Annotated in this window: 16 protein-coding genes and 1 other RNA gene; 11 read left to right on the top strand and 6 right to left on the bottom strand. The window is 68.2% G+C overall.

All coding sequences use genetic code 11. The features are described from left to right. Positions 1 to 118 precede the first annotated feature (118 nt). The 3 genes from IC40_RS0120140 (at position 119) to IC40_RS0120130 (ending at position 1,887) form a co-directional block, all read left to right on the top strand. Entirely contained in the window at positions 119 to 325 is a 207-nt protein-coding gene (locus tag IC40_RS0120140; RefSeq protein ID WP_030136486.1) for a helix-turn-helix domain-containing protein, read from the top strand. Positions 326 to 596: 271 nt separating this feature from the next. After that, a complete protein-coding gene (locus tag IC40_RS0120135) occupies positions 597 to 1,418 on the top strand; it encodes a hypothetical protein (protein WP_051644395.1) in 822 nt (273 codons plus the stop codon). Between the two features lie 31 nt (positions 1,419 to 1,449). After that, positions 1,450 to 1,887, top strand: a complete 438-nt coding sequence (locus IC40_RS0120130) for a hypothetical protein (protein WP_030136484.1) — start codon at positions 1,450 to 1,452, stop codon at positions 1,885 to 1,887. A gap of 255 nt (positions 1,888 to 2,142) precedes the next feature. Here IC40_RS0120130 and IC40_RS0120125 read toward each other — a convergent pair whose 3' ends face one another. After that, complete coding sequence (locus tag IC40_RS0120125; protein WP_030136483.1) at positions 2,143 to 2,712, bottom strand: SOUL family heme-binding protein; 570 nt, start codon at positions 2,710 to 2,712, stop codon at positions 2,143 to 2,145. Positions 2,713 to 2,730: 18 nt separating this feature from the next. Beyond that, positions 2,731 to 3,015, bottom strand: a complete 285-nt coding sequence (locus IC40_RS0120120; RefSeq protein WP_051644394.1) for a hypothetical protein — start codon at positions 3,013 to 3,015, stop codon at positions 2,731 to 2,733. A gap of 246 nt (positions 3,016 to 3,261) precedes the next feature. On the opposite strand from IC40_RS0120120, the gene IC40_RS0120115 reads away from it, so the two are divergent. After that, complete coding sequence (locus tag IC40_RS0120115; RefSeq protein WP_030136481.1) at positions 3,262 to 4,236, top strand: cobalamin biosynthesis protein; 975 nt, start codon at positions 3,262 to 3,264, stop codon at positions 4,234 to 4,236. Here the strand turns inward: IC40_RS0120115 and IC40_RS0120110 are convergent. The 3 genes from IC40_RS0120110 to IC40_RS0120100 are packed head-to-tail and all read right to left on the bottom strand — an operon-like array spanning position 4,172 to position 6,217. Beyond that, entirely contained in the window at positions 4,172 to 5,053 is an 882-nt protein-coding gene (locus IC40_RS0120110; protein WP_030136480.1) for an SURF1 family cytochrome oxidase biogenesis protein, read from the bottom strand. The two genes, IC40_RS0120115 and IC40_RS0120110, sit on opposite strands and share 65 nt — an antisense overlap. Next, positions 5,050 to 5,538, bottom strand: a complete 489-nt coding sequence (locus IC40_RS0120105; protein ID WP_030136479.1) for a low molecular weight protein-tyrosine-phosphatase — start codon at positions 5,536 to 5,538, stop codon at positions 5,050 to 5,052. The genes IC40_RS0120110 and IC40_RS0120105 overlap by 4 nt, the downstream gene beginning before the upstream one ends. Beyond that, positions 5,531 to 6,217, bottom strand: a complete 687-nt coding sequence (locus IC40_RS0120100; RefSeq protein ID WP_030136478.1) for an HAD-IA family hydrolase — start codon at positions 6,215 to 6,217, stop codon at positions 5,531 to 5,533. The genes IC40_RS0120105 and IC40_RS0120100 overlap by 8 nt, the downstream gene beginning before the upstream one ends. 107 nt (positions 6,218 to 6,324) lie before the next feature. On the opposite strand from IC40_RS0120100, the gene cobC reads away from it, so the two are divergent. The 4 genes from cobC to IC40_RS0120080 are packed head-to-tail and all read left to right on the top strand — an operon-like array spanning position 6,325 to position 10,188. Next, positions 6,325 to 7,281, top strand: coding sequence for an Rv2231c family histidinol phosphate aminotransferase CobC (gene cobC / locus IC40_RS0120095; RefSeq protein ID WP_411431655.1), 957 nt, complete (start codon positions 6,325 to 6,327; stop codon positions 7,279 to 7,281). Further along, positions 7,278 to 8,408, top strand: coding sequence for a Nif3-like dinuclear metal center hexameric protein (locus IC40_RS0120090; protein WP_030136476.1), 1,131 nt, complete (start codon positions 7,278 to 7,280; stop codon positions 8,406 to 8,408). Before cobC ends, IC40_RS0120090 begins: the two co-directional genes overlap by 4 nt. After that, entirely contained in the window at positions 8,405 to 9,133 is a 729-nt protein-coding gene (locus tag IC40_RS0120085) for a zinc ribbon domain-containing protein (RefSeq protein WP_030136475.1), read from the top strand. Before IC40_RS0120090 ends, IC40_RS0120085 begins: the two co-directional genes overlap by 4 nt. Beyond that, positions 9,130 to 10,188: a bifunctional RNase H/acid phosphatase gene (locus IC40_RS0120080; protein ID WP_030136474.1), complete on the top strand. Its 1,059-nt coding sequence runs from the start codon at positions 9,130 to 9,132 to the stop codon at positions 10,186 to 10,188. Before IC40_RS0120085 ends, IC40_RS0120080 begins: the two co-directional genes overlap by 4 nt. 4 nt (positions 10,189 to 10,192) lie before the next feature. Here IC40_RS0120080 and IC40_RS0120075 read toward each other — a convergent pair whose 3' ends face one another. Continuing rightward, complete coding sequence (locus tag IC40_RS0120075; RefSeq protein ID WP_019513363.1) at positions 10,193 to 10,762, bottom strand: helix-turn-helix domain-containing protein; 570 nt, start codon at positions 10,760 to 10,762, stop codon at positions 10,193 to 10,195. Between the two features lie 47 nt (positions 10,763 to 10,809). On the opposite strand from IC40_RS0120075, the gene IC40_RS28505 reads away from it, so the two are divergent. The 3 genes from IC40_RS28505 to rnpB all read left to right on the top strand — a co-directional run bounded on the left by IC40_RS28505 (position 10,810) and on the right by rnpB (position 14,495). Further along, a complete protein-coding gene (locus IC40_RS28505; protein WP_030136473.1) occupies positions 10,810 to 12,327 on the top strand; it encodes a bifunctional NAD(P)/FAD-dependent oxidoreductase/class I SAM-dependent methyltransferase in 1,518 nt (505 codons plus the stop codon). Positions 12,328 to 12,415: 88 nt separating this feature from the next. Continuing rightward, positions 12,416 to 14,011, top strand: coding sequence for an HNH endonuclease signature motif containing protein (locus IC40_RS0120065; RefSeq protein WP_036470411.1), 1,596 nt, complete (start codon positions 12,416 to 12,418; stop codon positions 14,009 to 14,011). A gap of 85 nt (positions 14,012 to 14,096) precedes the next feature. Then, positions 14,097 to 14,495, top strand: an RNA gene (rnpB, locus tag IC40_RS26950) — RNase P RNA component class A. Positions 14,496 to 14,501 lie beyond the last annotated feature (6 nt).

Raw genomic sequence — 14,501 nt, 5'->3', positions numbered from 1 at the left:
GACGCCAGAGGCTTGGTTGGGCACAACGTCGCCATCTTGAGACGCCGAGGGTCTGCACGGTCGCCCCGTAACTTCTGAAAACACAGCAGGTCTCAACCACACAAGAGAGGACCCCGACATGGCCACCACGGCGCTCACCGCTCCGGAGTTCCTGGACGAGAAGCAGACCGCCGCCAAGATCGGCGTGAAGGCCGCCTCATTGCGGGCCGACCGGCACCGTGGTGTCGGCTTGCCCTACGTGCGTATCGCTCAGCGCATCCGGTACCGGGTGGCTGATGTCTACGCCTACCTGACAGCGAACACCGTCAGGCCGCAATGTGATTGACCCGTGAATGCAGTGATGCCGCCCGGCGCGAGAAGTGGCTTCGACTCGCACATGCCGGACGGCATCACCCCGAGGACCACGAGGGGTCAGTTCCCTCCAGACCGCCAAACCTGGAGTTGGCCACCACCGATACCGCCGTGCTGGACGGGTACCTGGACCAGTACGTGAAGACGTTGGCCGCCAAGCACCCCGGCGGGGTGCCGGTGGGTACCGACGTTCACCGAGGCGTAGCGCGGTGGAAATGTCGAAGGCCGGTCGTACAGTTTCGTCCATGGCCCCCCAACCCTCTCCGCAGACCATCATCGAGGGATTCATTCTGCGCACCCGGCGGGTGATGGCGCACTCATTAATCCGTGAGCAGGCCGCGCTGATGATGAAGCTCAATTCTGGCGCGATCACCATCGTGGTCACGGTGAACACAAAGACCGGGGAGGAGAGCCATCGGCGTAAAGCTGAGTACCCACCTGAGGAGGCGCTGGAGTCGCTAGCGAGCCGTGTCCGACCGATGATCCTCAGCGGCGAGCCGATCTACTACGAAAATGCCCTGAACGCGCTGGAGCAGCTGGTCGGTACCGACGTTCTCAATGACGAGATCGATTTGGACTGGTGGAAGAGCTATTGGCGGAACGCAATCGACGGCAACCTGGACGCACAGGCGTATTGGGTCGCCACTCCCAGCGGCACCATAACCGACCGGAAGCTGATGTATGCGTGGCTGTACGGTGACGTGATCCATGCGAAATCACCCAGGTCTGCGGTTATCCGCGACCTCGATATCGACCAGAGGTACCACGCCGCTGCGCCAGGAATCGCTCGCATCTGCGACCGGGTGATCTACACCAGCATCATGATCAAGGGCCTGATCGACAAGGGCTTGCTGACGGTGGCCCCCGAGGTGCTGAACGAGCCCGTAGTGGTCACTAACACGACGGTTGACGAGCCTGTGGAGGTACGCGTTTCGGAGGTCGGGGTGCCAATTCCGGCTGACCTCACCACCGTCGGACCCGATGCTCTCGACCCGGAGGTCTGGCGGACACCTCACCAGGACATCGCCGCGCTCAGGGCGGACAACGCCGATCCGCCGTCGGCCTGAGTTGTCGGTGGCCCTTGGCATACTCCCGGCCATGACCGAGGACACATGGCACAACCGCGACCTGCCCGTACTCAGAGCGGCAGTGGACATCTACGAGCGGACTGGGCGCACCATGAAGCCGCGCCAGATCGAGCAGGAGTGCGGTTTCGATGCAGAGACCGTCCAGCGTGCGCTGCGGGTGCTCAACCTACAGCCCTACTTCGAGAAGACCAGCGGGGCGTTCGGCGGCGGCATCTTGCTGGTGGGAGCACCGACGGCTGAGGCGCTTCGCGTCGCTGGCCAGTGGCCGACGCCCGAGGGACAACTGGAGCGTTTGGTCGCCGCCTTCGAAGCCGTCGCGGCTGACGACACTCGCCCCGAGGAGGAACGGAGCCGTGCTGCCAAGGTGGGGCTCTGGCTGACTGGCGCGCTGTCCCAGGTGGCAATCGGGGCGCTCGGCGGCGCTGGCGGCAACATGATGTCCGGGTAGCGGGCCTGCCAATCTGGCTAGTCCAGCCGCTGTCGAACGCTTGGTCGATCCGACCCCCCGCTAGGCCGAGAGTAGGCCAAGACGCGCCTTAACGAGTAGATACGGGCAGTTACCTGCTAGACAAAATCATGCCGTTGAACTGGCGTTTTCATAGACAAGACGCCACGGCGCGACATGGCCTAGACGAGCGGTCATAGATTTACACGCCAGCGGTCGGCGGTTCGATACCGTCCGCGCCCACCATCAAAAATCAAGTCACGCCACGAGGCGCACCGCCACCTCGTTGCGCCGCAGGAACGGCACCGTCCACGGCGGGTCGTAGAACCACGCGATGGGCTCACCGTCGGGGCTGACCTCGCTGCCGTCGAGTTCGGCCAGCAGCTCGGCGGACCTGGCGGCCACGGCCGCCGGGCTGCGATCACCGGTGAAGCTCAGCACGGCATAGCGTTCGCCGGGGATCTCGACGACGGTGACCGATCCGTCCTCGGGTTCGGGCAGAGTGTCCAGCGACCACTTGGACGGCATGTAGAAGCGGATCATGGACCCGCCGTCGGCGGCGGACTGGGCGACCGGGGCGGTCATGGCGATCGTGTCGGATCGATCGTTGCCGCCGAAGATGTAACCGGCCAGCCGCCGGAATCCGGTGCTGCGGGCGTCCTGCCCGTCGCCGGACACGGCGGTCTGAGCAGCGATGCGCGGCCCATAGCGCCGGATCTCGGCTCGGCCGACACGACCTTCGACCAGGTAGAACGGCTCCTCGGTGCCTGATCTGAGGCCGACGATGCCGCCGATACCCTCGGCGAGCTGGATGACCCTGTTGAACATGCCGGGTCGGATACCCACTCAGCGGTTGTCGTATCCCAGCGGGCAGTTGACGTGGACGTACACGGATTTCACAGAAGCGCCGAGGCTCTTGCGCTCACGGATCGAACTGACCGAGCAGTTGGCCAGCGATCCGCTGCGGCCCGCGCCGTTGACCTGGACGCTGTAGCCCTGGGCGCGCAGGTCGTCGACGGTCTGCGCGACGCTCGACCCGGTTGGGCCGGCGGCGGCTGCGTTGGCCGCCAGTGGTATTGCCGGGGTCAGTGCGACGGCGATGGTGGCGGCGGTGAAGGCGAACGTGTTCATGACTTCTCCTGTAGCGGTGGGGAACTGGCTTACGACTCTCACCGTATGGCCGTTGCCACCGCCGGACACTGGACGCATAGAATTCTCAAATACGTTGACGTCGAACCAATTACAGAATCTATGCGTCGGATATGAAAGTCGTGCCAGCGCTTCGGCGTGAGCGTTAGCCTGTATGCAGAAGTCCGTCCGAGCCGAGGGCACCGGCCCGTGTGCACGGACACGTCGGCGGTGTGAGACGCTGCCGACGTGAGTGCGCACCGAGGTCCCGCCCGTGCCGCTGGTCTGGCCGTCGGATACCTGGCCGACCTGATCTTCACCGATCCGCAACGCGGCCACCCGGTCGCCCTGTTCGGCACGGCCGCCGCGGCAGTCGAGCGACGCAGCTATGCGGACAACCGCGCCGCGGGCGCCGTGCACACCGCCACCCTGCTCGCCGCGCTGGGCGCCCTCGGTGCCGTCGTCGAGCGGGCCGCCGCTCGGCGCGGTCCGATATGGACGGCGACGGCCACCGCCGCCGCGACCTACGTGGTGCTCGGTGGCACGTCGTTGGCGCGCACCGGTGGTCGGCTCGCGGATCTGCTCGACGCCGACGATATCGACGGTGCCCGCGGCCTGTTGCCGTCGCTGTGTGGCCGTGACCCGGCCGCGCTGGACGCCGACGGGCTGGCCCGCGCCGCACTGGAATCGGTGGCGGAGAACACCTCCGACGCCCAGGTCGCCCCCATCCTGTGGGGTGCGGTGGCCGGGGTGCCCGGCCTGCTGGTGTACCGCGGTGCCAACACCCTCGATGCGATGATCGGGCACAAGTCACCGCGATATCTGCGTTTCGGTTGGGCGGCAGCCCGATTCGACGATGTGGTGAACTATCTGGGTGCGCGGGCGACCGGGCTGATCACCGTCGCGGTGTCCGGTGCACCCACCCGTGCGTGGCGGGCGTGGCAGCGTGATGCAGGCAAGCATCCCAGCCCCAACGCCGGTGTCGCGGAGGCATCCTTCGCCGGTGCGCTCGGGGTGACTCTCGGTGGGCCGACCCAGTACGCGCACCGCCTCGAGATGCGCCCGGCACTCGGCGACGGGCCGCCGCCGGGTGCGGCGGACCTGCGCCGGGCGGGCAGGTTGTCCAAGAGAGTGCAGGCCGGCGCGACAGCGCTGGCGGTCAGCGTCGCTTACCGTACCGGTCGGCGAGTTTCTGCTCGGTGGTCAGCGGCGGCGCCTCGGTAGGTTTCCCGGCGTCCTCGCCGGTGCCTTCTGGCTCGGATGTCGTGGTCGCCGGCGGGGCCTCCCTGGCGGCGGCCGCCTTCTCCTGGCGCCGGATACGCACCTCGGACATCACGAAGTAGCCCACCCCGATCGGGGCGATGATGCCGAAGGCGATCCACTGGATCCCGTAGGACAGAAACGGGCCGGAATCCAGGATCGGCAGCGGGATCGCCCCGAGACCTCCTGGCTGGTTCTCCACCAACTGGAGATACGAGCCTGCCAGCGGCACTCCGGTCAGTTCGGAGATCTGTCCCGGGTTGATGGTGTAGACCTGCCGGGCACCTTCGGCGAAAAGCGGATCCTTACCCGGCACCACACCTTCGGGATCGCGCAGCCGCGCGGTGATATCGACCCGACCGGTCGGCGCGTCGGCGATCGGCGGAACCGCCGTGCCCTGCTCCGGTTTCACATAGCCGCGGTTCACCAGCACGGTGGGACCGCCGTCGACGACGAACGGGACCAGCACCTCGTAGGCCGGTGCGCCGTCCACCGAACGCAACCTGGCCAGCACCTGCGCCTCGGGCAGATAGTGACCGCTCGCCGTCACCCGCTGCCACTGGTGCTCGTGGGCGGACGAATCCTGCTGCGGCAGAAACGAGGTCACCGGCACCGGGTCGGTGTTCAGCGAGGCGGCGATCTGCGCGTTCTCCCGCGATGTGGTGGTGTTCTTGCCGAGCTGCCAGGGCGCCAGCACCGTGAAACACAACCAGGCGAAGGCCGCGACCACGACGTAGAGCGCAAGCCACTGCGGCCGGAACAGGAAGGCCCACCGCTTCATCGCGCTGCCAGCCGCTCGTCCACCCACTGGTGCAAACCGGGCAGCGCGGACTCTATGACGGTGAACACGGCCTCGAAATCCTCCGGGCCGCCGTAATAGGGATCCTCGACATCGAGCGGATGCGCGCCCGACCGCGGATCGAAGGCCCGCATCATGCGCAGCCGATCCGGCGGGACGCCCATATCGGCGAGGAATCGTGCGTGGTTGCGACCCATCGCCACCACCATATCCGCGGCCAGGTGGTCGTCGGCCAGCTGCGCGGCACGGTGGGTGGTCGGGTAGCCGTGCGCGCGCAACACGGCGTTGGTGCGGCGATCGGCGCCGTCGCCGGCATGCCAGCCGCCGGTCCCGGCACTGGTGACGCGCACCAGGTCGGCCAGCCCGCGTCCCTCGATCTGGTGGGCGAACATCTTCTCGGCCATCGGGGAGCGGCAGATGTTGCCCGAACAGACGAACGTCACATGCAGCGGCGCGGTCTCAGACACCCAACACCTCCCGCAGCTCGGCCATCGTCGCCACCCGGCGCAGCGGGGCCGGCGCATCCGGACCGTCGAAGTCGCCGTCGCCGTATCCCCAGTCGACCACCACGGTGTCGATACCGTGCACGGCGGCGCCCTCCACGTCATGGGACCTGTCGCCGATCATCAGCACCCGCTCGGGCAGTGGGGTCAGCCGTTCAAGGGCATACGCGACGACCTCGTGCTTGGCGGCCCGGCTGCCGTCCGGGCTCGCCCCGGCGATGATCTCGAAGCTGTCGTCGAGGCCGAAATGGGCGAGGATGCGCTGGGCGGTCGGCTGTGCCTTCGAGGTGGCCACGGCCAGCCGGACCCCGGCCCGCTGCAGGTCGGCGAGCAGCTCGGGGATGCCGTCGAACACCCGGTTCATCGACCAGCCGCGGGTCGTGTAGTCGGCCCGGTAGGCGGCCATCGCCTCCTCGGCGCGCGCCCCGAGCCCCATCGCGTTCAGCGTGTGATGCATCGGCGGGCCGACGATGCGGCCCGCCAGGTCGCCGTCGGGCACGGTGGCCCCGACCGTGGTCAGCGCGTGCCGGAAACTGGCGACGATGCCCTCGGCGGAGTCGGTCAGGGTGCCGTCGAGATCGAACAGCACCAGCTGCGGACTGCTGGTCACGGTGTGAGGCACGGTCTCGGTCACGCATCCCATTGTCGCCGATGTACCTGTGCACCTGGGCGGCGCACTAGGGTCGTGCTGTGGCAGACGAGGTCCGGCAGGCGGCGCGGTACCACGGCGATGAGGCCGTGGCCCCCGGGATGCTGGACTTCGCGGTCAATGTGCGGGCCGGCGGGCCGCCGCCGTGGCTCGTCGAGCGGCTGGCCTCCCGGTTGACCGAGCTGGGCCGCTATCCGAGCGCAGCCGATGTGCACCGCGCCGTCGACGCCGTCGCCGCCCGGCACGGCAGACCGCGTGAGGAGGTGCTGCTGCTGGCCGGCGGGGCGGAGGGGTTCGCCCTGCTGCCGAACCTGCAACCGCGGTTGGCGGCGCTGATCGCGCCCTCGTTCACCGAGCCGGAGGCCGTGCTGGCCGCGGCCGCGGTGCCGTTCACCCACGTCGTGCTGGATCCGCCCTTCGCCTTGGGCACGGTGCCCGATGATGCCGATCTGGTTGTGGTGGGTAATCCGACAAACCCGACATCGGTGCTGCACCCGGCCGACGCCATTCTCGGGTTGCGCCGCCCGGGTCGCATCATCGTCGTCGACGAGGCTTTCGCCGATGCCGTGCCCGGTGAGCCCGAGTCGCTGGCGGGCCGGTCGCTGCCCGACGTCCTGGTGCTGCGCAGCCTGACCAAGACGTGGTCGCTGGCCGGCCTGCGGGTGGGCTACGCACTCGGCGCCCCGGATGTGCTGGCCCGGCTGTCCGCGCACCGCGCGCACTGGCCGCTGGGCACGCTGCAGTTGGAGGCGGTGACGGCCTGCTGCGCACCGGCCGCGGTCGCCGAAGCCTATGAGGGTGCGGTGCGGCTCGCGCAGCTGCGCAGCGAGATGGTGCGCGGACTGTGCGCGGCCGGTATCGACGTTCTCGACGGCCGGGCGCCCTTCGTGCTGTTGCGCGTCGTGGACGCCGAGCTGGTGCGAAAGCGCCTTGATGAGAAGGGGATTGCGGTGCGCCGCTGCGATACGTTCGTCGGCCTCGAGAGCGGCTACCTGCGCGTGGCCGTGCGCCCGGAGTGGCCGCAGCTGGTGCGGGAACTGCAGGAGGTACTCCGATGAGTGTGCCGCTGTCCGAGGTGATCGGTGTTCTGGACGCCGCGTATCCGCCCGAACTTGCTCACGATTGGGATTCGGTCGGGCTGGTGTGTGGTGATCCCGACGAGCCGGTGACCTCGGTGACGATCGCCGTCGATGCCACCGATGCGGTGGCCGCCGAGGTTCCCGGGGGCGGACTGCTGCTGGCGCACCACCCGCTGCTGTTGCGCGGGGTGGACACCGTCGCCGCGTCCACGGCCAAGGGCGCGTTGCTCCATCGGCTGATCCGGACCGGGCGGTCTTTGTTCACCGCGCACACCAATGCCGATTCGGCCACTCCCGGAGTGTCCGATGCGCTGGCCGACACGCTGGGTCTGTTGGTCGAGGAGGTGCTCTCACCGGTGCCGTCGGGTCCCGACCTGGACAAGTGGGTGGCTTTCGTCCCCACCGATCACGCTGCGGCGCTGCGTGATTCGCTGTTCGCCGCCGGTGCCGGTCAGATCGGTGACTACTCCTGCTGCAGCTGGAGTGTCTCCGGAACGGGCCAGTTCCTGCCCCACGAGGGCGCGACACCGACGATCGGCGCGGTGGGCACCGTCGAGCAGGTGGCCGAGGATCGCATCGAGGTGATCGCACCCGCGCCGCTGCGGGCACGCGTGCTCGCCGCGCTGCGGGCCGGGCATCCCTACGAGGAGCCCGCCTTCGACGTGTTCGCCCTGGCGCCGTTGCCGGCCGATGTGGGGATCGGGCGGATCTGCTCGCTGCCGGAGCCGGAAACGTTGTCGGCCTTTGTCGCCCGGGTATCCGGCGCGTTGCCGTCGACCACCTGGGGTGTGCGCGCCGCCGGGGATGCCGACGCCGTGGTGTCCCGGGTGGCCGTCTGCGGAGGTGCCGGGGACTCGCTGTTGGGTACCGTGGCCCGCGCCGGCGTGCAGGCTTATGTGACCGCCGATCTGCGTCATCACCCCGCCGATGAGCACGGCCGCGTCTCCGATGTGGCATTGGTCGACGTCGCCCACTGGGCCAGTGAATACCCGTGGTGCCACCAGGCCGCGGCTCTGCTGCGCGGGCACTTCGGAACAGATCTACCGGTGCGGGTGAGTTCCGTGCGCACCGATCCATGGAATATCGATGGAGGACGTCAATCATGAAAGCCGCAGTCACCCAGCAGCGTTCGCTGCTGGATCTGGTGGAGCTCGACGCCGAGATGCGTCGCGTGGAGCATCGGGCGAAGAATCTTGCCGAGCAACAGGAGTTCGACCGGATTCACGCCGAGCACCAGACCGCCAATGACCAACTGGCCGTGGTGGCCATCGCTTTGGAAGATCTCGAAGGCCAGATCGGCAAGCTGGAGAGCGAGATCGACTCGGTGCGGCAGCGTGAGGACCGCGACCGCGAGCTGTTGGCGGCCGGCACGGTGAACGCCAAGCAGCTCAGCGAGCTGCAGCACGAGCTGGAAACCCTGGAGCGCAGGCAATCCTCGTTGGAGGAGTCGCTGCTGGAGATCATGGAGCGTCGGGAGGAGGTGCAGCGCAAGCAATCCGAGGAGCTGGCCCGCATCGACGCCCTGCAGAATGCGCTGTCGGCCGCGCAACTGGCCAGGGATGCTGCCTTGGTCGATCTCGACAACATCCGCCAGGTCTCGGGAACGCGCCGTGCGGAACTGGTGTCCCAGCTGGATCCGGATCTGGTGGCGCTGTACGAGAAGGTGCGCGCGGGCGGCGGTGCCGGTGCCGGCTTGCTCCAGGGCAGGCGGTGCGGAGCATGCCGTATCGAGATCGATCGCGGTGAGATCGCCCGGATCACCGCGGCCGCCGACGACGATGTCCTGCGCTGCCCGGAATGCGGTGCGATCCTGTTGCGGTTCCGTCCGTGAAGGTTGTCATCGAGGCCGACGGTGGGTCCCGCGGGAACCCCGGCCCGGCCGGTTACGGCGCGGTGGTCTTCAACGCCGACCGCTCGGCGGTGCTGGCCGAGCGGTGCCAATCCATCGGCCGGGCCACCAACAATGTCGCCGAGTACCGCGGACTGATCGCCGGCCTTGAGGCGGCCGCCGAGCTTGATGCCACCGAGGTCGCGGTGTTCATGGACTCCAAGCTCGTCGTCGAGCAGATGTCGGGCCGCTGGCGCGTCAAACACCCGGATCTCCTCGAGCTACACCGCGAAGCAACCCAGGCGGCACGACGCTTCGCCGATGTGCAGTACGCCTGGATCCCGCGGGAGCAGAACTCGCATGCCGACCGATTGGCCAACGAGGCCATGGACGGCGCGGATTCGGCGCCGGTGCCGAACTCCTCGCCGGGCTGGAGCGGTGCGCGCGGCGAGCCGACGCAGATGCTGCTCCTGCGCCACGGGCAGACCGAATTATCGGTCGAGCGCCGGTATTCGGGGCGGGGCAACCCGCCGCTGACCGAGTTGGGCCGAACCCAGGCCGATGCCGCTGCCCGCTATCTGGGCACCATGGGCCCGGTGTCGGCGGTGCTGTGCTCGCCGCTGCAGCGCGCGCAGGAGACCGCCGCGGCGGCGGCGAAGGTGCTCGATCTGGATGTGACGGTCGACGACGGACTGATCGAAACAGATTTCGGTTCCTGGGAGGGATTGACCTTCAGCGAAGCTGCGCAACAGGATCCGGATCTGCACCGCCGATGGTTGCGCGACACCAGCGTGACCCCGCCCGGGGGTGAGAGCTTCGATTCTGTTGCCGAACGGGTGCGGGACGCGCGCAACCGCATCATCGCCGAGTACGCCGGTTCCACGGTGTTGGTGGTGTCGCATGTGACGCCCATCAAGACCCTGCTGCGCCTGGCGCTCGATGGCGGCTCGGGAATCCTGTACCGGCTGCATCTGGATCTGGCGTCCTTGAGCATCGCCGAGTTCTATCCCGACGGTCTGGCATCGGTGCGGTTGGTGAACCAGACGTCGTACCTCTAGACGCTCAATCCGAGTGCAGGTGCAGGCGTTCACCGTGGACGTCGAAAATCATGATCGCCTCCACGGGACCGTCGACGGTGCCGAACCAGTGTGGCGTCCAGGTCGAGAACTGTACGGCCTCACCGGGTTTGATGATGAAGTCGCGTTCGCCAAGGACCAGCCGAAGGCGGCCGGAGAGGATGTACATCCACTCCTGGCCCTCGTGGGTCGGCAGCTCGGTGGGTGGTGTGCTGCGTCTGGTGCTGATCCGGACCTTGAAGGTGTGCCTGCCGCCGACCGCACCCTCGCGGGTCAGTGGCCAATACGTGACGCCGTGGCGGGTGTGTGAGCTGCCGCGGACGCGCGGGTCTTCCGATTCTGGTTCGCGCAGCAGTTCGTCGGTGCTGACGGCCAGCGCAGTGGCCAGCCGCGGCAGGTGATCCAGCGCGAGGCGGCGCTTGCCGGATTCCAGCCGGCTCAAGGTGGATACGTCGATGTTCGCGCGACCGGCGACGTCCTGCAGGGTCAACCCCTGTCGGGTGCGCAGATCCTTCAGCCGACGGCGGACCGTCTCATCGACGCTGTTTGCCTCCATGGCAAACCAGCTTGGCATTGTGCGGTGATGTCGGCAAGCTCGATGCCATGGACAACGTGTGGGATTGTGTGGTCGTCGGCGGGGGAGCGGCGGGGCTGAGTGGGGCACTGGTGCTCGGCCGGGCTCGCCGCGCCACCCTCGTCGTCGACGAGGGTGAGCAGAGCAATCTGGCCGCCCACGGAATCGGCGGTCTGCTCGGCCATGACGGGCGACCGCCCGCCGAGCTCTACGCCGACGGTCGTCGTGAGCTGGAGAAGTATTCGAGCGTGCAGTTCCGGTCGTCACGTGTCGTCGGCGCCGCCGCTCACGACGGGCATTTCGTCGTGGAGTTGGCCGACGGTGGCCGGGAACGTGCCCGTCGCATTCTGTTGGCGACCGGTATGGAGTATCGGCCGCCCAAGATCCCCGGACTGGAGGCACTGTGGGGTGGTTCGGCCTTCCACTGCCCGTTCTGCCACGGTTGGGAGATGCGGGATCAGCCGCTGGCCGTGCTCGCCGACGGTGATCGGGCGGTGCACATGGCGCTGATGCTGCGCGGCTGGAGCGAGGACGTCGTCCTGCTGACCAATGGCGGGACGGCGCCCGCCGCCGACGGCATCGTCGTGGACGACCGGGTGGTGACCGAGTTCCGTTCTGATAACGGTGAACTGACCGAGATCGTGTTCGCCGAGGGTGCGCCGCTGGCTCGCCGGGGCGTGTTGGTGGCGGCGACCTTGCACCAGCGTTCGCCGCTGGCCGCGCACCTGGGAGTGGCCGTTGCGCCGCCCACGCCGGTGTCCGCCGATGCCATCGTGGTGGACCAGTTCCAACGCACCACCGTGCCCGGAGTGTTCGCTGCGGGCGATGTCAGTGTGCAGATGCCTCAGGTGGCCGCGGCCGTGGCGAGTGGGTCCATGGCGGCAACGGCGGTCGTGCAGAGCCTGCTTGCCGATGAAGTAGGACTGCCCGTGCCGCCGTGGCCGGTTCCGGACGCTCAGCAGCATTGGGATGAGCATTACGGTCAGCGCGAGCGGATCTGGAGCGGCCGGGTGAACGTCCGGATGTCCGAGATCGCCGCCGAACTGGCGCCGGGGCGGGCGTTGGATCTGGGATGTGGTGAGGGTGCCGATGCCATGTGGCTGGCCTCCCGCGGCTGGTCGGTGGTGGCCACCGATGTCTCGGAGGTCGCGCTGGAGCGTGCTAGGCAGGATGCGGGGGAGTTGTTGAGTCACATCGACTTTCAGCATCACGATCTGGAGGTCAGCTTCCCCGACGGGCAGTTCGACCTGGTATCGGCACAGTTCCTGCATTCGAAGCTGCCGATGGATCGGGTGCGGGTGTTGCGGCGGGCGGCCGAGGCGGTGGCGCCGGGTGGGGTGCTGCTGATCGTCGATCACGGCGATGCGCCGCCGTGGTCGAACCATCAGCACATCGAGTTCCCGTCGGCCGAGGAGGTGGTGGCCGGCTTGGAGCTTGGCGAGGACTGGGAGCGGGTGCGCGTCGAGGCGGTGGCTCGCGACGCCGTGGGTCCGGACGGGCAACCGGGGCATTTGACCGACAACGTGATGGTGCTGCGCCGGCGCTGATTTTGCCGTCTGAACGAGGCTGATGCAGTTATCCACAGGCGCCGCGATCGGCCTTGTCGCGTCGGTGGGCGCGGGTAGCATAGAACACATGTTCGAACGGTCGGGGTTGTCGGGGTTGAGCGATGAGGAGCTCATCGCCGCGGTCACCGATGCCACCCGCGCCGAGGCGGCCGCGGCGGCCCGGCGGCTGGCATTGGTGGCCGAGGTGACCGCACGGCACTGCGAGGACGAAGACGAGTCGTCGGCGTTGAGGTTGATCGACGGGTGGGCACTCGCGAAGGCCGAGGTCAGTGCCGCCTGCAATATTGGTCCGCGGGCCGCCAGCGCGCAGATGCGCATCGCGATGGCGTTGCGTGATCGGCTGCCAAGGACTGCGGAGGTGTTCGCGCAGGGGTTGGTGTCGGCGAAGGTGATCAATGCGATCACCTGGCGGACCCAACTGGTCTGCGATGAGGACGCGTTGGGGTTGATCGATGCCGGGATCGCCGGCACCGCCCACGAGTACGGCGCATTGTCGGAGACCGCGCTGATCCGGGCGGTCGACTTCTGGGTGCGTAAGTTCGATCCGATCGCGGTCATCCGCTCCAAGGCCGCGGCCAACGACCGCTATATCGACTTCGGCGACCGTGACGACCCCGATGGGGTGGTGTCGTTCTGGGGACGGATGCGCGCCACCGACGCCGCGATCAGCGACGCCCGGCTCACCACCCTCGCCCACGGTGTGTGTGACGGTGATCCGCGGACCGTGGCCGAACGCCGCGCCGACGCTCTGGCCGCCGTCCTGGCCGGCGCCGAAACCTTGACGTGCCTGTGCGGTAACCCCGACTGCACCGGATCGGGCAAGGATCCCCGGGCCGGTGCAGTCACCATCTACGTGCTCACCGGACAAGAACCCGAGAGCGGGCACGGGGTGAAGCCGGATGCCGGGCCCACGCCCGAGTCGGGTCCGGCACCGGGCACGCCCGATGCCGATGAGGTGGACGAACGCCAGGAATCCGATAGGGCCACGCCGCCCGAGTCCGAACCACAGCCACCCTCGACGCCCGCCGCACCTACCGCCCCAGCCGCCAGCACCCGACTGGGTGCGGGTATCACCCTGGACGGCGCCATCATCCCCACCCACCTACTGGCCGAACTCATCGCCGGCGGCGCGAGAGTCCGGCCCCTGAACAACCCCACAGCGCTGGGCTCCGAACCCCGCTACCGACCCTCGGCGAAACTAGCGGCCTATGTCCGCATGACCGCCATGACCTGCTGCTTCCCCGGCTGCGGAAAACCCGCCCAGCGCTGCGACCTGGACCATGTCACCCCCTGGCCTGCCGGGGCGACCCACCCGGGCAACCTGCGCCCACTGTGCCGTGAACACCACCTACTGAAAACCATGAAAGTTGGGTGGACCCCGAAAGCCCACCCCGACGGCACCACCGAATGGACCTCACCTTCCGGACAGACCTACACGACGATGCCGCTCGGGCCGGTCCTGTTCGGGCACAACACATCTGAGGTCGAGATCCCGCGAGCGCGGCACATCACCCTGATCGGGGAGCGCGGCAATCTCGGCGACCGCGAACCTGACATCCCGCGACGCCAACGCACCAGACAACACGACCGCCAATACCGCATCAACGCCGAACGCACCCGCAACGCCACCGCTATCGCCCTCGACGGCGACCCGCCGTTCTGACGCGGGAAGCTCTGGCGTCCGCTCACCTCCGCCGCCCGACGATGGTGGGCCAGCGGCGATGTGGTGCTACCGTTGCGCGCGCGGACGAGTTGGCCGGGCGGCCGCGGGCCACGGGGCGACCCGGGGTTCGAGGAAAGTCCGGACTTCACAGAGCAGGGTGATTGCTAACGGCAATCCGGGGCAACCCGCGGGAAAGTGCCACAGAAAACAGACCGCCGCCCGCAAGGGCGGTAAGGGTGAAACGGTGCGGTAAGAGCGCACCAGCATCCCGGGTGACCGGGATGGCTAGGCAAACCCCACCCGAAGCAAGGCCAAGAAGGCCGCAACCTGGTTGCGGTCGCGCGAGCGTTCGAGGGCTGCTCGCCCGAGCTTGCGGGTAGGCCGCTTGAGGCACCCGGCGACGGTGTGTCCAGATGGATGGTCGCCTATCGGTCCTCCGTCAGGAGGGTCGGTACAGAATCCGGCTTACAGGCCAACTCGTCCGCCCTCG

Source organism: Mycolicibacterium neoaurum ATCC 25795 (genome assembly GCF_000691525.1).
Taxonomy (GTDB): Bacteria; Actinomycetota; Actinomycetes; order Mycobacteriales; family Mycobacteriaceae; genus Mycobacterium; species Mycobacterium neoaurum.
Note: the sequence above shows the minus strand (reverse complement) of the source record. Positions and strands in the feature narration are given on the sequence as shown.